8 protein-coding genes are annotated in these 18,414 nt (G+C 68.7%); 6 read left to right on the plus strand and 2 right to left on the minus strand.

The genetic code is table 11. The features are described 5' to 3' along the window. Positions 1-37: 37 nt before the first annotated feature. On the minus strand, positions 38-529 hold the full coding sequence (locus CCR98_RS02995) for an RDD family protein (protein ID WP_087921474.1): 492 nt from the start codon (positions 527-529) through the stop codon (positions 38-40). Positions 530-585: 56 nt separating this feature from the next. Between CCR98_RS02995 and xerD the strand changes: the two genes are divergently transcribed. Both xerD and CCR98_RS03005 read left to right on the plus strand, forming a co-directional pair. After that, positions 586-1,563, plus strand: coding sequence for a site-specific tyrosine recombinase XerD (gene xerD / locus CCR98_RS03000; protein ID WP_087921475.1), 978 nt, complete (start codon positions 586-588; stop codon positions 1,561-1,563). Positions 1,564-1,663: 100 nt separating this feature from the next. Beyond that, entirely contained in the window at positions 1,664-2,446 is a 783-nt protein-coding gene (locus CCR98_RS03005) for a thioredoxin fold domain-containing protein (protein WP_087921476.1), read from the plus strand. Between the two features lie 121 nt (positions 2,447-2,567). On the opposite strand, the gene CCR98_RS03010 is transcribed toward CCR98_RS03005, so the two are convergent. Beyond that, complete coding sequence (locus CCR98_RS03010; protein ID WP_087921477.1) at positions 2,568-4,667, minus strand: glycosyl hydrolase family 18 protein; 2,100 nt, start codon at positions 4,665-4,667, stop codon at positions 2,568-2,570. 508 nt (positions 4,668-5,175) lie between these two features. On the opposite strand from CCR98_RS03010, the gene CCR98_RS03015 reads away from it, so the two are divergent. The 4 genes from CCR98_RS03015 to CCR98_RS03030 all read left to right on the plus strand — a co-directional run bounded on the left by CCR98_RS03015 (position 5,176) and on the right by CCR98_RS03030 (position 18,324). Continuing rightward, entirely contained in the window at positions 5,176-5,469 is a 294-nt protein-coding gene (locus CCR98_RS03015) for a transposase (protein ID WP_087921478.1), read from the plus strand. After that, positions 5,466-6,326 (plus strand): IS3 family transposase, encoded by an 861-nt coding sequence (locus tag CCR98_RS03020; RefSeq protein ID WP_087921479.1) that lies wholly within the window; start codon positions 5,466-5,468, stop codon positions 6,324-6,326. The genes CCR98_RS03015 and CCR98_RS03020 overlap by 4 nt, the downstream gene beginning before the upstream one ends. Positions 6,327-6,818: 492 nt before the next feature. Further along, positions 6,819-10,703: a phosphoribosylformylglycinamidine synthase gene (purL, locus tag CCR98_RS03025; RefSeq protein WP_087921480.1), complete on the plus strand. Its 3,885-nt coding sequence runs from the start codon at positions 6,819-6,821 to the stop codon at positions 10,701-10,703. A 439-nt stretch (positions 10,704-11,142) separates the two neighbouring features. Continuing rightward, on the plus strand, positions 11,143-18,324 hold the full coding sequence (locus tag CCR98_RS03030; RefSeq protein WP_087921481.1) for an ESPR-type extended signal peptide-containing protein: 7,182 nt from the start codon (positions 11,143-11,145) through the stop codon (positions 18,322-18,324). Positions 18,325-18,414: the final 90 nt, after the last annotated feature.

Here is an 18,414-nt window from a genome sequence, read left to right on the forward strand (position 1 = left end):
ACGTCCGCCGGGCATGGCCCGGCGCTACCAGGGCAATTCACCGCTTCGGCATGCGCACCACGCGGGTGCCACTGGCGCGGTCATGCCAGGTAAGGCGTTGGCGGTCGACCCAGGCCCACCAGAATCCCAGCCCGCCCAGCAGCAGTGACAGCGTGCCGACCGCGAAGCGCAGCCACAGCTGGCCGCGCCGCAGCGGCGTGCCATCGCTCGATTGCAGTTTCAGCCGCCACGGACGCATGCCGAGCGTCTGTCCGCCACGGCGCCAGCTGGCCGTGGCGTACCACCCCGTGATTCCCCAGCACACCGCCCACAGCAGCCACTGCCAGGCACTGAACGGTGCGATGTTCTCGCGCTGCGCGTGGCCGCTGAAGGTGTAGGCGAGGGTGAACAGCGTGCCGGCCAGCATCCACAGCGCCAGTACCGGCAGAGCGTCGTAGATCATCGCCAGCACGCGCCAGGCCAACAAGGCGCGTGGGCGGGGCATTTCGGTAGCGGCCGCAGAGGCCGTGTCGGTGGCAGGGCGGGACATGCGCCGAGCATACGCAAAGCTGGCCGTGCCCGCAGTGGCCCTCGTATCCTGCACGCATGGCCCTTGTATCCACTCCCGCCGAACGCCGCCAGCTGGTCCAGCAACTGCCCGAGCTGCGCGCCGACGACAGCGTGCGCATCCAGCGCTTCCTCGATGCGATCTGGGCCGAGAACGGCCTGGCCCGGGCCACCCTGGACAGCTACCGGCGCGACCTGGAAGGGCTGGCGCGCTGGGTGGATGGGCGCGACGGCGGCCTGGCCGGCATCGAACGTCCCGGGCTGTTCGACTACCTGGCCTGGCGCACCCGGCATGGCTGGTCGCCGCGCAGCAATGCGCGCCTGCTGTCGGCGCTGCGGGCGTTCTTCGCCGATGGCGTGCGCCGGGGTGAACGCAGCGAGGACCCCAGTGCGCTGCTCGACCCGCCGAAGCTGCCACGGCTGTTGCCCAAGGCGCTGGCCGAAAGCCAGATCGATGCGCTGCTGGCGGCGCCGGACATCGACAGCCCGCTGGGCCTGCGCGATCGCGCCATGCTGGAACTGATGTATGCCGCCGGCCTGCGCGTGAGCGAGCTCGTGCTGCTGCCGGCCACGGCGGTCAACCTGCGCCAGGGCGTGTTGCGGGTCACCGGCAAGGGCAGCAAGGAACGGCTGGTGCCGCTGGGCGAGGAATCGCAGCATTGGCTGGAGCGTTACCTGCAGCAGTCGCGCCCTTTGCTGGTCGGCAAGGGCAAGGTGCACGCGCTGGCCGATGGGCAGACGCCGTTGTTCATCGAGCCGACGCTGCATGCGCTGACCCGGCAGGCGTTCTGGCACCTGGTCAAGCGCCACGCGCAGGTGGCCGGCATCGACCCGGCCCGGATCAGCCCGCATGGCCTGCGCCACAGCTTCGCCACCCATCTGCTCAACCGCGGTGCCGACCTGCGCGCGCTGCAGATGCTGCTCGGACACAGTTCGTTGTCGACCACCCAGATCTACACCCTGGTGGCGCGCGAGCATCTGCAGAAGCTGCACGCCCGCCACCATCCGCGCGGCTGAGCGCCGGGCTGAATCGCTGCCCGGGGCCGTGCCGGGCGTCGCGGCCCGGTTCCGGTGGCTGTGTCAGAATCCGGGATCTTCTTCTGTTGCGGATCGCTCCATGCTCCGATTTGCCATCGCCGCCGTGTTCGGTGCGCTCAGCCTGACTGCCTGCGCCCAGCCGGCTCCGCCGGCCGCCAAGGCGCCTGCTGCTGCGGCCAAGGCCAGCCCGGCCGCCAACGCGCCGGCCGACCAGGCGGTACGTGCCGCTCTGACCGCGCTGAATCCCGGCTTCCAGGTGGACTACATCGGTGCTGCACCGTTCCCCGGCTTCCGCGAGGTCGTGGTTTCCGGCCAGTTGCTGTACGTGTCCGATGACGGCCGCTACCTGTTCCAGTCGCAGCCCTACGACACCCGCGCCAAGGGCCCGGCCAACAGTGAAGGCCTGCTCGGCTATCGTCGCGGCCTGCTGGCCAAGGCCAACCACGGCGACCGCATCGTGTTCGCTGCGCCGAACGCGAAGTACACCATCAGCGTGTTCACCGACATCGAATGTGGTTACTGCCGCAAGCTGCACCAGGACATCGCCGAGCTCAACCGCAACGGCATCACCGTGGAGTACCTGGCGTTTCCGCGCATGGGCCTGGGCAGCAAGGACTACACCGACATGATCTCGGTCTGGTGTGCAGCGGATCGTCGCCAGGCCCTGACCAACGCCAAGCGCGGTGGCAGCGTGCCGGCCAGGAACTGCACCAACCCGGTGGCGATGCAGTACGCGCTGGGCCAGCAGCTGGGCGTGAACGGCACGCCGGCGATCTTCGCGCCGGATGGCACCCAGCTGGGCGGTTACCTGCCGCCGGCGCAGCTGCGTGCGGCGCTGGAAAAGCTGTCGGCCAAGCGCTGATCAGAACACCGCCGGGCATGGCCCGGCGCTACCGTGGATTGGCGGGTAGCGCCGGGCCATGCCCGGCGGATGCATCATGCGAGCGAAGCCGGAGATGCCTGTCGCACCCCCGGCTTTTTGCTTATTTCAGGCCATCACTGACTGCCTTGGTCAGCGTGCCCTGCGCATCGTCACCGCTGAACTCCCAGACGAACGCGCCGCCCAGGCCCTGGGTCTTCACGTAACCCATCTTGCGGGTGATGTTGGCCGGGGTGTCGAAGCTCCACAGCGTGCTGCCGTTGTAGATCCAGGTGGCACCGGCGGTGTTGTCGGTGTAGCCCGGCCACGCCAGGTTCTTCAGCACCTTCCAGTCTTCGATACCGGCTTCATACGTGCCCGGGGCGGCGCCGGTCGCGGTCTGGTACAGGCCGTTGTTGGCGTTGGCCACACCGGTCCAGCCACGCCCGTAGTAGCCGATGCCCAGGTTGAGCTTGGCGGCGGGCACGCCACGGCTGATGAAGGCCTCGATGGCGTCGTTGCTGTTGTAGAGCTTCTGGTCGCCGGTGGACGGATCATTCGGCGAATCGAACAGCGCCGACTGGTGATTGGTCTTCGCATCCCACGCGCCGTGGAAGTCGTAGGTCATCACGTTGATGTAGTCCAGGTACGGGTGGTACGCGGCCGGATCGGTGACGCGGATCTTGTCGATGCCGGCACCCACCGCCACCGTCAGCAACAGGCCCGGACGCACCGCATCGAGCTGGCGGCGGAATTCGGCCATCAGCGCGGTGAAGTTGGCGTTGTCCTCCGGCTTGCCGCATTCGATGCCGCAGGCCACCGGGTATTCCCAGTCGATGTCGATGCCGTCGAACACGCCCAGTGCTGCACCGGCGCCACCGGCACCGTCGGTCACCGGCAGGTTGCCCTTGATGTAGGCGTCGATGCAGGAGGCGACGAAGGCCTGGCGGTTCTCCGGGCGCGCCGCGCTGGAGAAGCCACGCGACCAGGTCCAGCCGCCCAGCGAGATCAGTACCTTCATGCCCGGGTACTTGGCCTTGAGCTGCTTGAGCTGGTTCCAGTTGCCGCGCAGCGGCTGGTCCCAGGTATCGGCGCTGCCACTGACACTCTCGGCGGCACTGAAGGCCTTGGTGTAGTCGGCGAAGGCGTCGCCACCGGCACCGCTGTTCGGATCCGACGGCTGGGTGATGCCCACTTCGCAGCGGTTGTTGCGCACGTTGCCGAACGCGTAGTTGATGTGGGTCAGGCGCGCGGCCGAACCGCTGCTGTCGATGTTCTTGACCCGGTAGTTGCGCCCGTAGATGCCCCACTGGGTGAAGTAACCGATGACCCGCTTGCCGGTGGTGCCGCCGTCACCGGCAAGCGTGGTGGCGCTGATCTCGGTGCCCTGTGCCGACGCATTGCCGGCGTTGTCGCGGGCACGTACGCGGTAGCGATAGGTGGTCGACGCGGTCAGCCCGCCATCCACATAGCTGGCACTGGACGGCGAACCGACCAGGCTGCCGTTGCGGTACACGTCGTAGCCAGCCATGCCGCTGCCACCGGTGTTGTCGGTGGAGGGGCTCCAGCTCAGCGCGATGCTGTTGGCGGTGCGGGTGCCCACGGCCAGCCCGCCCGGCACGCTGGGCGCGGTGGTGTCGCCGCTGGCCGCGTTGACGGTGATGCTGATGGTCGCGGTGCTGGCGGTGGCGTTGTTGTTGTCGGTGGCCACCGCACGCAGGGTGTGGCTGCCGGCGCTGGCATTGGCCCAGCTGGCACTGTACGGCGCACTGGTGGCCACGCCGAGCGAGCTGCCGTCGCGGAAGAACTCGACCTTGGCGACGCTGCCGTCCGGGTCACTGGCGTTGGCGGTCACGTTGACCGTGCTGCCGGCGCTGAAGGTGGCGCCGTTGGCCGGCGAGGTCAGGCTGATCGCCGGCGGCTGGTTGCTGCCGCTGCCATCGCAGGCACCGAGGTTGGTGTAGTAGGGCGCACCGGCCGGATGGTCCGGCGGCGCGTTCCAGATGTCCTGGTTCGCCCGATAGAGGACGCCTCCTTTCTGCAGGGTATCGCCGGCCCGGTAGATCTTGGCCTGGTCCCACTGGGCCACGCCGGCACAGCTGGCCGCCTGCGCCAGGCCGGGCAGGGCGGCGGTACCGGCGGCCAGGGCGAGCAGCCAGGCCAGGCGGCGGGGACGACAGCTTCGAGTCGGACGTTCGGCACTGCGCACAATCGGGTCGTACATGGGTAAGTCTCCGATCAAAGGGCGCGCGGGCCCCGATGGCGCCGCGCGTGACGCAGGTCCGGGCGTCGCCCGGGAAGGCGACGGAGGGGGCGGACGGGGTACCTGGGGGGCCGGGGAGAGAGTCCGGCGCCAGGTGGGGACAACGTTGTCATCAATCGCGTGGTCAATCCGTGAGCAAGCGCATGGTTCGGGGATTCGGGGGGAAGGCGGCGCTGCGCGCGGTCGGCGGCCATCGGCGGAGCCCCCCCGTGGCTGGGGCTTTCCGCGAACAGCGGATTTCTGGGGGTTGGCCGGGTGGGTGGGGTCAGGCGGGGACGCCGTGAACCCCCCTCCGGGGTCCGGCCCAGCCGCTGGCGGCTGTGCGTTCGGGCGCTTGCGAAGCAGTGCTTCGCAAGCAAAGCGCCCTCACCCATGGGGGCTTGGCCGCGGCATCCATGCCGCGGACTGATCTGGCTCCCCGTCAGCGGACGCCAAGAAGCGATACTTTGATCGCACTTGGAGGTCCCTTATGTCCCGTATCACCCGTCGTAGCTACACCGATGAGTTCAAGCACCAGGCCGTGGAGCTGGCCGAGTCGCTCGGCCCAGCCGCAGCGGCCCGTCAACTGGAAATGTCCGTCAAGACGCTGGCAAATTGGATTGACGCGGTCCGTGCTGGCCGGTCGTTGACCTCTGAGGCTCGCAGGCCAGCCACCGACCTGGAAAGCGAGATCAGCCGCCTTCGGGCCGAGAACGCCAATCTGAAGATGGAGCGGGAAATCCTAAAAAAAGCGGCGGCGTTCTTTGCCAGAGAGTCCAAGTGAGGTACGCCTTCGTCGCCAGTCAAAGGACTCACTACCCGACCAGGTTGCTGTGTCGGGTTCTTGGGGTTTCTGTCTCCGGATTCCATGACTACCTGCGCCGCCAGTGTGCCCAAACGTGCGATGTCGATTCGGCCCTCCGCACCGAGCTTCGGGCCATCCATGTGGCCAGCAAGCGCAGTTATGGGCGGCGTCGGCTGGTCAGGGCCTTACAAGCCAGGAATCATCCAGTCGGCCACAAACGCGTGGCACGGTTAATGGCCGAGGAGCGAATTCAGGGCAAGACTAAAGGCCGATTCCGGCCCAAATCCTCCGGCGGCTCGTCTCAGCTCGCTCCCAACCTGCTGGATCGGCACTTTGCCCCCGGAACCGGACCGACGGCGTGGGTCGGGGATATCACGTATGTCCCCACCCGCCAGGGATGGCTGCATCTGGCCGTGGTCATCAGCGTCCAGACCCGGCAGGTGCTGGGTTACAGCGTTTCCAAGCGCCTGACTGAAGAACTGGTAGTGAAAGCATTTGCCAATGCCTGGGCTCTGCATCCACAACGACCTGGCCTGATCTTCCATTCCGATCGTGGCGGGCAGTACTGGGGGAACGAGTTTCGCCAGCTGCTGCAGTCCCATGACGTGGTCCAAAGCATGAGCCGGCCTGGCAATTGCTGGGACAACGCCGTGGTCGAGAGCTTCTTTGCGACGCTCAAAACAGAAGAGGCTGCCGAGCCTTACGCCAGTAAGGAACAAGCCAGCCAGTCCATCGCTGCTTACATCCACGGCTTCTACAATCCAGTCCGGCTACACTCGGCGCGGGGCTACCACTCGCCTAACAACTACGCCCGGCAGCTCCGGGCTGCCGCCTGAAACGGCTTCATGGCGTCCGTTTCCAGGGAGCCAGATCAGACACCCCGCCTGACCCCACCCACCCGGCCCCTGACAGGTTCCTGCGCGGCCAGCCACGGAAGACAGAACAGAAAATCAAAAGCAGAAGCCGGTCGCTGCGCTCTTCAATGCCTGATTTCTGAAATTTCCTGTTTGCCGGCCGGTGGCCGGCACTACCGGGGAGCATCCACGCATGGCGTGGATCTACCGCAGATCGCGGAAATCTGTCGGGGGCGGGGTGGTGGGGGCCAGCAGGACCGTTGGCGCCATGGATGGCGCCATCGAGCCCCCATGGATGGGTTTACGGCGTGTCCTGCTGGCCCCCATCACCCCGCCAGCCCAGGGAATGCCTGCTGTTGCCTTGGCTGTTGCCGTTGCCTTGGCCTCGGCGGGTGCCGGGCGCCGCCCGGCCAAAGCCCACCCCCCGCTTCCGGTACAATGTCGGGCCCGTTTCCCAACTACGGTTCCCCGGACATGATGGTCCTCGAGGGCGCGCCCGCCCTGTCGCCGTTCCGCCGCGAACGTCTTGAATCCCGCCTGCAGTCCATCGCTCCCTCCCTGCGCATCAGCGGTGCCTGGCACGTCTACTTCGTGCAGCCCGAAGGCAGCGCCGCCCCTGACCTGACCACCCTGTGCCGCATCCTCGAAGCGGCGCCGCAGGCCGAAGCCCTGGCCGACGGCGCGGTCAGCCGCATCGTGGTGCCGCGCCTGGGCACGCTGTCGCCGTGGTCGAGCAAGGCCACCGAGCTGGTCCGCGGTGCCGGCCAGCCGGTCAACCGGGTCGAGCGTGGCCTGCGCATCGATGTGCAGGGCTGGCCGACCGATGCCGCCGCCCAGCAGGCGCTGGTCAAGGCGCTGCACGACCCGATGACGCAGTCGGTGCTGGAAACCGTGGAACAGGGCCAGGCGCTGTTCTCGGCGCCGGCCCGCGGCGAACTGGAACGCGTGCCGGTGGAGCAGCTGGAGGCCGCCAACCAGCGCCTCGGCCTGGCCATGGCCCAGGACGAGATCGACTACCTGCGCGAACGCTTCACCGCGCTGGGCCGGTCGCCGTCCGACGTCGAACTGATGATGTTCGCGCAGGCCAACTCCGAGCACTGCCGCCACAAGATCTTCAACGCCAGCTGGACCATCGACGGCCAGGAACAGGACCGTTCGCTGTTCCGGATGATCAAGAACACCCACCAGCAGACCCCGCAGCACACGCTCAGCGCATACAGCGACAATGCCGCGGTGATCGAAGGCCATCCGGCCTCGCGCTACCGCCCCGATCCGGCCAGTGGCGAATACCGCCGCGAGCCGCAGGTGCCCAGCGCGTTCCAGATCAAGGTGGAGACGCATAACCATCCGACTGCGATCGCGCCGTTCCCGGGCGCATCGACCGGCAACGGCGGCGAGATCCGCGACGAAGGCGCGACCGGCCGCGGCGGCAAGCCGAAGGCGGGCCTGTCCGGGTTCTCGGTCTCGCACCTGCGCATTCCCGAGCTGCCGCAGCCGTGGGAAGCGCCGCGCGCGCTGAACCCGCGCATGGCACCGGCGCTGGAAATCATGACCGACGGCCCGCTCGGCGGCGCAGCGTTCAACAACGAGTTCGGCCGCCCGAACCTGCTCGGCTACTTCCGCAGCTTCGAGCTGCCGGAAGGCGCCGATCTGGTGCGCGCCTACGACAAGCCGATCATGCTGGCCGGTGGCCTCGGCGCGATCGACCGCGTGCAGGTCGACAAGATCCAGCTGCAGGCCGGTGACGCGGTCATTGTGCTGGGCGGCCCGGCGATGCTGATCGGCCTGGGCGGCGGCGCCGCCAGCTCGGTGGCCTCCGGCGAGAGCGCCGAGGACCTGGACTTCGCCAGCGTGCAGCGCGACAACCCGGAGATGGAGCGTCGCTGCCAGGAGGTCATCGACCGCTGCGTGGCGATGGGGGCCAACAACCCGATCAAGTTCTTCCACGATGTCGGTGCCGGTGGCTTGTCCAATGCCATCCCGGAACTGCTGCACGACTCCAGGGTCGGCGGTGTCATCGACCTGGGCAAGGTGCCCACCGACGATCCGTCGCTGTCGCCGATGCAGCTGTGGTGCAACGAGTCGCAGGAGCGCTACGTGCTGGGCGTGGCGCAGGAGCGCCTGGCCGAGTTCGCTGCGCTGTGTGCCCGCGAGCGCTGCCCGTTCGCTGCGGTTGGCGTGGCCACCGCCGAGGAACACCTGGTGGTGGCCTACGGTGCCGTGCCGGGCCACACCCCGGCCGATGCACCGATCGACCTGCCGATGGACGTGCTGTTCGGCAAGCCGCCGAAGATGCACCGCGACACCGCGCACCCGCCGGCCCCGCGCTGGCCGTCGCTGAAAACCGGTGGCCTGGACCTGCAGGAAGCGGGCCTGCGCGTGCTCGCGCACCCGACCGTCGCCTCGAAGAACTTCCTGGTCACCATCGGTGATCGCAGCGTCGGCGGCCTGACCGCGCGCGAACAGATGGTCGGCCCGTGGCAGCTGCCGGTGGCCGACGTGGCGATCACCCTGGCCGATTTCGATGGCGTGGCCGGCGAAGCGATGTCGATCGGCGAGCGCACCCCGCTGGCCCTGCTCGACGCTGCTGCGTCGGCACGCATGGCGGTGGGCGAAGCGCTGACCAACCTGTGCGCGGCCCCGGTCGATGCGCTGGACGAGATCAAGCTGTCGGCAAACTGGATGGCTGCGGCCGGCCACCCGGGCGAAGACGCGCTGCTGTACGACGCGGTGAAGGCGGTGGGCATGGAACTGTGCCCGCAGCTGGACATCAGCATCCCGGTGGGCAAGGACTCGCTGTCGATGCAGGCGCAGTGGCACGACCAGGGCGAAGCGCACAAGAGTGTGTCGCCGGTGTCGCTGGTGATCTCGGCCTTCGCGCCGGTGGCCGACGTGCGCCAGCAGCTGACCCCGCTGCTCGACCGCGACGTGGACAGCGAGCTGTGGCTGATCGGCCTCGGTGCCGGCAAGCAGCGCCTGGGTGGTTCGATCCTGGCCCAGGTGCACGCCGACCACGGCGACCTGCCTGCGTTCGCCGGTGCCGCTCCGGACCTGGACGACCCGCAGCGCCTGCGTGGCTTCTTCGAGCTGATCCGCGATGCGCGCCAGTCCGGCCTGCTGCTGGCCTACCACGACCGCAGCGACGGTGGCGCCTTCGCCGCCCTGTGCGAAATGGCGTTTACCTCGCGCCTGGGCCTGGACATCACCCTCGATGCCTGGGGCGACGATCCGTTCCGCAGCCTGTTCAACGAAGAACTGGGTGCGGTGGTGCAGATCGCGCGCGAAGACCGCGCTGCGTTCGCCGACCTGGTCGAACGCCACGCACTGACCGAATGCGCACAGCGCATCGCCAAGCCGACCACCGCGCCGGTGGTGCGCGTGTCGCTGGGCGGCGAGAACCTGGCCGAATGGCGTTGGGACGCGCTGTTCGACGCCTGGTGGTCGGTCACCCACGCGATGCAGAAGCGCCGCGACAACCCGGCCAACGCCGATGCCGAGCGCGAAGTTGCCCGTGCCTTCAACGCGCCGGGACTGAAGCCGAAGCTCAGCTTCGACCTCAACGAAGACGTGGCCGCACCCTTCATCAGTACCGGCGCACGTCCGCGCGTGGCCGTGCTGCGCGAGCAGGGCGTCAACGGCCAGATCGAAATGGCCAACGCCTTCGAACGTGCCGGCTTCCGCGCCTTCGACGTGCACATGAGCGACCTGATCGAAGGCCGCGTGGCACTGCAGGACTTCACCGGCCTGGTCGCCTGCGGCGGCTTCAGCTACGGCGACGTGCTCGGTGCCGGCCGTGGCTGGGCCACCTCGATCCTGGAGCGCAGCGCACTGCGTGATGCCTTCGCCGCGTTCTTCGCGCGCGAAGACAGCTTTGCGCTGGGCGTGTGCAACGGCTGCCAGATGATGAGCCAGCTGAAGAACATCATCCCGGGTGCCGAGCACTGGCCGCAGTTCCGTCGCAACGCCAGCGAGCAGTTCGAAGCCCGCACCGCACTGCTGGAAGTGGTGGAATCGCCGTCGATCCTGTTGCGTGGCATGGCCGGTTCGCGCCTGCAGGTGGCGGTGGCGCATGGTGAAGGCCAGGCCGTGTTCGACAGTGCCGTCGACCAGGCTGCCGCCCGTGTCTCGCTGCGCTACATCGATGGCCATGGCAACGTCGCCAGCCAGTACCCGCTGAATCCGAACGGTTCGCCGGACGGCATCACCGGCCTGACCAGCACCGACGGCCGCGTCACCATCATGATGCCGCACCCGGAACGCACCCCGCGCGCGCTCAACCTGAGCTGGGCACCGGCTGAATGGCAGGGTGATTCGCCGTGGATGCGCATGTTCCGCAACGCGCGGGTGTGGTGCGGCTGATCGCATCGTTCCGCGCAGGCCGCAATGCCATTGCGTATGGAGAAACCCGCCGCTGTGTCGGCGGGTTTTTCTTTGTGCGGGGTAAATTCCTGATCTTCCCGCTAGTTACATCCGTTTTCATGCGCCAGCACTTCGTCACGTACACCTAACAAAATGCTTTTATAAACGCGGGAAATAGTGAACTGCTTCACGGCAATAGGATTTGTCGTGTCAAAGTCTTGACGATCTGCAAAGTTACCGTTAACACTTGAACCCCGTTTCAGAATCATTCATTTCGCAGTAACCGGTTGGCGCACGCGCTCGGTTTTCTGTCGCTGCGCGCCGTTCGGCAATACCCCGCAGTAAATCACGCGAATAAACGCCCCCAGGGGACGTTGGGCCGGAAAGCTCAGCGGTGGCGTTGCTTTGCCCAAAACCAGTCCAATCAGGAGCCGTACCGATGAATCGGATTTATCGCAAGGTCTGGAACAAAGCATTGGGTCAGTTGGTGGTGGCCTCGGAACTGGCCTCCTCCGACAGCAGCAGTGGCGGGGTCGTCGACCAGCGCCGCGATGCGACACAGGCCTCGCCGGCGCTGCTGGCGGTGGCACTGGGCCTGGTATTGGGATTGGGCATGAGCGGCAGCGCGACGGCACAGTCGGTGCAGATCGGCGGCAGCGCCACCTGCGTTGCATTCAGCGGCAAGCTGCTGGAAAAGTGCCTGATCGAAGGCACGGCCACGGCCAAGGGCAGCAACGCGGTAGCGATCGGCAGCAACAGCAGCGCCAGCGCCGCCAACAGCGTGGCGCTGGGCGCTGGCTCCAAGGCCACGCGGGCCAACACCGTGTCCGTCGGCGATGCCGGCAGGGAACGGCAGATCACCAACGTGGCCGCTGGCAGCCAGGGCACCGATGCGGTGAACAAGGCGCAGCTGGACGCGCAGGCGCGCGCCACGCAGGCCGCGCTGGCGGATGTCGCCGCAGATGGAAACCGTTATTTCAAGGCCGACGGCGCAGGCGACGACAGCGACGCGGCGAAGATCGAGGGGCAGGGCGCAGTTGCGGCCGGCGCCGGTGCACAGTCGCTGGCCAACGCCACCACCGCCATCGGCACCCAGGCCATTGCCGCTGGCCTGGGCGCAAGCGCGTTCGGCCAGGGTGCCTTGGCAATCGGCGATGCCAGCGTGGTGGTCGGGCAGAGCGCGGCGGCATTCGGTCTCGGCGACACCGCGGTCGGCGCAAGCGCTACCGCAGCCAGCGAGAACGGCGCGGCCACCGCGCTCGGTGCGCTGTCCGAAGCCACCGCTGATGGCGCGACGGCTGTCGGCGGCGGTGCCGTGGCGATGGGCCCGGGCAGCACCGCACTGGGCCGCGGCGCTACCGCCGCCAACGAAGCATCGATCTCGGTGGGAGCGTTCAGCACCGCCGTCGGTGAATACAGCACCGCGCTGGGTTCGAACTCCGCTGCGGTTGCCACCGGCAGCGTGGCGCTGGGTGCCGGCTCGCTGGCCGACCGCGTCGATACCGTCTCTGTCGGCGCGGCCGAATATGGCCTGACGCGGCAGATCACCAGCGTCGCTGCGGGTACCGAAGAGACCGACGCGGTCAACGTCGGCCAGTTGAAGGACGTTGCCGCCGTGGCCGAGGCGACCGCCAAGCGTTTCCAGGCCAACGGCAGCAGCGACAGTGATGCCGGCGCGCTGGCCGAGGGCGACGAGGCGCTTGCGGCCGGTGAGGCCGCCAATGCGATCGGCAAGGGCGCGACGGCCGTGGGCGCCGGTGCTGCGGCCGTCGCGCAGAACGCCACCGCCGTGGGCAACAACGCACTGGCCTCGGGCCAGAACAGTGCAGCGTTCGGTAACAACGCGCAGGCCAATGGCCCGGGCAGCGTTGCCGTGGGTGGCGCTGCGGTGGATGCCGATGGCAACCCGCTGATCACCAGTGGTGGCGTGCCGGTGGAAACCGGCGCCACCAGTGCCGGCGTCGGTGGTACTGCCGTGGGTGCGAGTGCCGAGGCCGGTGGTTTCGCCGCGTCGGCCTATGGCGTTGGTGCATATGCCGCCGGCGCGCAGTCGTCCGCGTTCGGCGCGGTTGCCAATGCCATCGGTGACTACTCCACCGCGCTGGGTACGCAGAGCAACGCCACCGGCACCAGCAGCGTGGCCATCGGTGGCCCGGCCGATCTGATTCCGGGCCTGGGCTTCTTCGTGCAGACCCAGGCCAGCGGCGAAGCGGCCACCGCGGTCGGCGCCGGCGCCATCGCCAGCGGTGATCGCGCGGTGGCCAACGGCAGCCTGACCGAAGCGTCCGGCGCCGAAGCGACTGCGGTCGGCTACTTCGCCTATGCGCCGGGCGAGAACGCCAGCGCGCTCGGCGCGCAGACCTGGGCCAGCGGCGCGCAGAGCACCGCCGTGGGCTACTACGCCACCGCACGCGGTGCCAACAGCGTTGCACTGGGCGCGAATTCCGAAGCCGTCCGCGCCAACAGCGTGGCGGTGGGCAGCGCCGGCAACGAGCGGCAGATCACCAGCGTTGCCGCTGGCAGCGAAGCGACGGATGCAGTGAACAAGGCCCAGCTCGATGCCGTGGCCAGCACCGCCGACAGCACCGCGCGCTTCTTCCAGGCCCAGCCGGAAGCAGGCAGCGATGCCGGTGCATTGGCCGACGGCGAAGGTGCGGTTGCGGCGGGTTCGTCGAGCAATGCGATCGGCGCCGGCGCGGTTGCGTATGGTGCAGCGGCCTCGGCCATCGGTGATGACGCCGTGGCGGTGGGTCGCAACAGCAACGCCACCGGCAATGGCGGTGTTGCCATCGGTGGCCTCGGCCAGGCCTACGACGAATACAACCAGCCGATCATCGGTGACGACGGCACGGCGCAGCAGGTAGGTACCACCGCCGTCGCCGACGCCACGGCGGTCGGCAGCGGTGCGCAGGCGACCGGCGCTGCCAGCAGTGCGTTCGGCAATGCCGCCAGGGCCAGCGGAGACAACAGCTTCGCGGCCGGTGGCAAATCGCGTGCGACCGGCAGCTACGCGGTCGCGGTCGGCGACAGCGCTTTCGCCAGCAGTGACGACAGCACCGCCGTTGGTGGTTACAGCTGGGCCACCGCCAGCGGCGCGAGCGCCTTCGGTTCCGGCGCATGGGCGACGGCCACCAATGCCTCGGCATTCGGCAACGCGGCCTGGGCCAGTGGCAGTGGTGCGACGTCCATCGGTTACAACAGCTGGGCCAACGGCGCCAGTTCCACCGCCGTCGGTCGCGGCGCATTCGGTTATGGCGACAACAGCGTGGCGCTCGGCTTCCAGGCGCTGGGCAACAGTCTCAACAGCATCGCCATCGGCACCAACACGGTGGCCGGCGGTGAAAGCGCGATCGCGCTCGGTGCCGGCAGCAATGCCAGCGCCAGCAACGCCGTCGCACTGGGCGCCGGCTCGGTCGCCAACCGCGCACGCACGATATCGGTGGGCAGCACTGGCAACGAGCGCCAGGTGACCAACGTCGCTGCCGGCACCCAGGCCACCGACGCGGTGAACAAGGCGCAGCTGGATGCGGTGGCGAGCACCGCCACCACCACCAGCCGCTTCTTCCAGGCCAGCGGCAACGGCGACGATGTGGCCGGTGCAGTGGTGGACGGTGACAACGCGCTGGCCGCCGGTGATGCGGCCAACGCCATCGGCAACGGGGCCACCGCACTCGGCAGCGGCGCCAACGCGCTGGCCAACAATGCGCAGGCACTGGGCTTCAATGCCCTGGCCAGCGCCGCCAATGCCAGCGCGGTCGGTGCCAACGCGCAGGCGACCGGTGAATACGCGACCGCGCAGGGTGCGGAAAGCGAGGCCAGTGGCGAGCAGAGCGCGGCGTTCGGTGCGGCCAGCATCGCAAGCGGCGCAGGCAGCACCGCTACCGGCGTGCTGTCCGAAGCCTCCGGCGAGGAGGCCGTGGCGGTGGGTTACTTCAGCAACGCCAGTGGCAGCGGCGCCACGGCGGTCGGCGGCGAAAGCGTCGCCAGTGGCACTGCGTCGGCAGCGTTCGGTATCGGTGCCGAAGCGACGGGTGGCTACAGCACTGCCATCGGTGGCTATGCGCAGGCGTCGGCGTTCAACGCCACCGCCTTCGGCAACTTCGCCAATGCCTCCGGTTCCAACAGCGTGGCGCTGGGCGGTGATTCGCAAGCCTCCGGTGCCTACAGCACCGCCACTGGCCAGGGCAGCCTGGCCACCGGCACCAACAGCGTCGCCGTCGGTGGATCGCTGTTCGGTGTGCTGGCCACCGAAGCATCGGGCAACTACTCCACCGCCGTCGGTGGCGGCGCCTGGTCCGGTGGCATCAACAGCACCGCGCTGGGCAACGCCGCCGAATCGCGCGGTGCCAACAGCGTGGCGCTGGGTGCCGATTCGATCGCGGACCGCGACAACACCGTATCGGTGGGCGGCGGTGGCAACACCCGCCAGATCACCAACGTGGCCGATGGCACGCAGGGCAATGATGCGGTCAACAAGAACCAGCTCGATGCCGTAGCCGCAGCAGCGGAAAAGACCAGCAAGCAGTTCCAGGCCAGCGGCAACGCCGATGGCGAAACGGGGGCGCTGGTCGAGGGGGACAACGCGCTGGCGGCCGGTGATGCGGCCAACGCCATCGGCAACGGTGCCACCGCGCTTGGCAGCGGTGCCAACGCGCTGGCCGCCAATGCCACGGCCGTGGGTATCGATGCACTGGCCACCGGCAACAACGCGGCGGCGCTGGGCAGCACCGCACAGGCCACCGGTGAAGACAGCCTTGCGCTCGGCACTGGCGCCAGCGCCAGTGAACTGGGCGCAAGCGCAGTCGGTGCGCGTGCACAGGCCAGCGGTGCGTACAGCACGGCAGCCGGCACCGAATCCAACGCCAGCGGCACGCAGGCACTGGCCAGTGGCTTCCGCAGTGCCGCCTCCGCCGATGGCACCACCGCCGTCGGTGGCTATGCCGAGGCCAGTGGCCGCCTCGGTACCGCATTGGGCTACGGCTCGGCGGCCAGCGGTGCCAACACGACCGCCGTCGGCTTCGGTGCCGCCGCAGCCGGTACCGGTGCTGTCGCGGTGGGCCAGTCCAGCGAAGCCAGCGGCGAGGAGAGCGTCGCCATCGGTGGCAGCACGTTCTTCGGCCTGATCCCGTCGCGTGCCAGCGGCACCGGCGCCGCAGCCTTTGGTGCGGGTGCGTGGGCCACCGAAGACTACGCCACGGCCATCGGCTGGAATTCGTGGGCGGATGCGGCGGATGCCACCGCGTTGGGTGCCAGCGCCACCGCCAGTGGGTTGAACAGCGTGGCGCTCGGTGCCGGTTCCAAGGCTGAGCGCGACAATTCCGTGGCCGTGGGCACGACGGGCGGTGAGCGCCAGGTGACTCACGTGGCGGCGGGTACCGAAGCGACCGACGCGGTGAACAAGGGCCAGCTGGATGCGGTTGCCAGCGTTGCCGACAAGACCAGCCGCCAGTTCCAGGCCAGCGGCAACGCGGATGGCGAGGCCGGCGCCCTGGTGGACGGTGACAACGCACTGGCCGCCGGCAACGCGGCCAATGCCATCGGCAACGGCGCCACCGCGCTGGGCAGTGGTGCCAACGCGCTGGCTGCCAACGCCACGGCGGTAGGCGTCGATGCCCTGGCGACCGGCAACAACGCGGCGGCTCTGGGCACCAACGCGCAGGCCAGTGGTGTCGACAGTGTGGCCGTGGGCAGCGGTGCCAGCGCCAGCGAACTCGGTTCCAGTGCCAGTGGTGCTGGCGCCCAGGCCAAGGGCGCCTACAGCACCGCCAGCGGTGCGCAGGCCACGGCCAGCGGCACGCAGTCGCAGGCCAGTGGTTTCCGCGCCACTGCCTCGGCCGACGGTGCCTCGGCGCTGGGCAGCTACGCCGAAGCCAGTGGTCGCCTCGGTACTGCGGTGGGCTACGGCAGCAAGGCCACCGGCGCCAATGCCACCGCGGTGGGTGTCAGTGCCAATGCGTCGGCGGCCGGCAGCATCGCACTGGGCGCAGGTTCGGTGGCCGATCGTGCCAACACCGTGTCGGTGGGCAGCGCCAGCAGTGATCGTCAGATCACCCGCGTCGCCGCCGGTACCGAGCGCACCGATGCAGTCAACCGCGGCCAGCTTGATGCGGTTGCCGCAACGGCTGATGGCACGGCGCGCTACATCAAGGCCACCGGCAGTGGTACGGCCAGTGCCAGCGGCAGCGATGCCGCCGCGATCGGTTCGGCAGCCAGTGCCAGCGGCGCACGCAGCAATGCGCTGGGTGCCAACGCGATGGCGATCGGCAATGGTGCGCTTGCACTGGGCAACAGCGCCGGTGCATCCGGTGCGAACTCGGTAGCGCTGGGTGCGGGCTCGCGCGCGCTGGATGCCAACGTGGTGTCGGTGGGCGGTGGCAACGGCACCGATGGCCCGGCCACGCGGCGCATCGTCAATGTGGCCGACGGCCGCATCGCCGCCGGCAGCACCGATGCGATCACCGGCTCCCAGCTCAACGTCACCAACCAGCGCGTGGGCGCAGTGGAAACCCGCGTCGGTGATTTCGACTCGCGCATCGCCACGGTCGAGACCACGGCGGCCAGCGCTGTCGGCTATGACGACGCCAGCCGTGATCGCCTGACCCTGTCCGGTTTCCAGGGCACCACCATCGACAACGTCGGTGCGGGCAGCATCGCCGCCGGCAGCCGCCAGGCGATCAATGGCGGGCAGCTGTTCCAGTCGCTCAGTGATGCCGCCAGCTTCCTCGGCGGTGGTGCCAGCGTCGGCATGCAGGGTGTGTTCGTGGCGCCGAACTACGTGATCCAGGGCGCGACGTACAGCAACGTCGGCGATGCGCTGGGTGCGCTGGACCGCAAGGTCAGCGAGATCGACCGTCGTACCTCAGGTGGCACGCGCGCAGGTGCTTCCAGCCTGCGTGCAATGAGTGCTTCGCTGGATGAAAGCCCGCTGGCCAGCGTGGCCGACGCGCCGGCAACGGCCGATGCTGCACCGGCCAGTACCGCACGCGTGCAGGGCACGCCGACGGTGGCTGCGGCGGGGGCGGGCATTCCGGTCGGCACCCCGGCCACCGGCTTCAACGCCGTGGCCATGGGCGATGGCGCCGTGGCCAGTGGCGCTTCGTCCACGGCCATCGGCCAGGGCGCCAGCGCCACTGCAGCCAATGCCGTGGCACTGGGCCAGGGTTCGGTTGCCGATCGTGCCAACACGGTCTCGGTGGGCAGCGAAGGCAACGAGCGCCAGGTCACCAACGTCGCCGCTGGCACCACCGCTACCGACGCCGTCAACAAGGGCCAGCTTGATCGTGGCATGGCCACCGCCAACAGCTACACAGACAGCCGCGTGCAGGCCGTTGCCGATAGCTTCGATGTGTTCAAGGGCGAGATCGATGGACGCCTGCGCCACATGGACCGCCGCATCGACCGCCAAGGCGCGATGAGTGCCGCGATGCTCAACATGGCCACCAGTGCCGCCGGTATCCGTACCCAGAACCGTGTGGGTGTCGGCATCGGTTTCCAGGGCGGCGAATCGGCGCTGTCGCTGGGTTACCAGCGCGCGATCAGCGATCGCGCCACGGTCACCTTCGGCGGCGCCTTCAGCAGTGACGACAGTTCGGTCGGCGTCGGTGCCGGCTTCGGCTGGTAAACCACTCCATTGCGCCGGCGGCCACCCACGCCGGCGCCACACCTGCAATGAGGGCCTGGGGGGAGGTCACGGCAATCCCGGCTGGGCCGG

Source organism: Stenotrophomonas sp. WZN-1 (assembly GCF_002192255.1).
Classification (GTDB): Bacteria; Pseudomonadota; Gammaproteobacteria; order Xanthomonadales; family Xanthomonadaceae; genus Stenotrophomonas.

Excerpts from the sequence above, each read along its gene's own strand:
- CCR98_RS02995 (WP_087921474.1), bottom strand. The coding sequence starts at position 529 with ATGTCCCGCCCTGCCACCGACACGGCCTCTGCGGCCGCTACCGAAATG.
- xerD (WP_087921475.1), top strand. The coding sequence starts at position 586 with ATGGCCCTTGTATCCACTCCCGCCGAACGCCGCCAGCTGGTCCAGCAA.
- CCR98_RS03005 (WP_087921476.1), top strand. The coding sequence starts at position 1,664 with ATGCTCCGATTTGCCATCGCCGCCGTGTTCGGTGCGCTCAGCCTGACT.
- CCR98_RS03010 (WP_087921477.1), bottom strand. The coding sequence starts at position 4,667 with ATGTACGACCCGATTGTGCGCAGTGCCGAACGTCCGACTCGAAGCTGT.
- CCR98_RS03015 (WP_087921478.1), top strand. The coding sequence starts at position 5,176 with ATGTCCCGTATCACCCGTCGTAGCTACACCGATGAGTTCAAGCACCAG.
- purL (WP_087921480.1), top strand. The coding sequence starts at position 6,819 with ATGATGGTCCTCGAGGGCGCGCCCGCCCTGTCGCCGTTCCGCCGCGAA.
- CCR98_RS03030 (WP_087921481.1), top strand. The coding sequence starts at position 11,143 with ATGAATCGGATTTATCGCAAGGTCTGGAACAAAGCATTGGGTCAGTTG.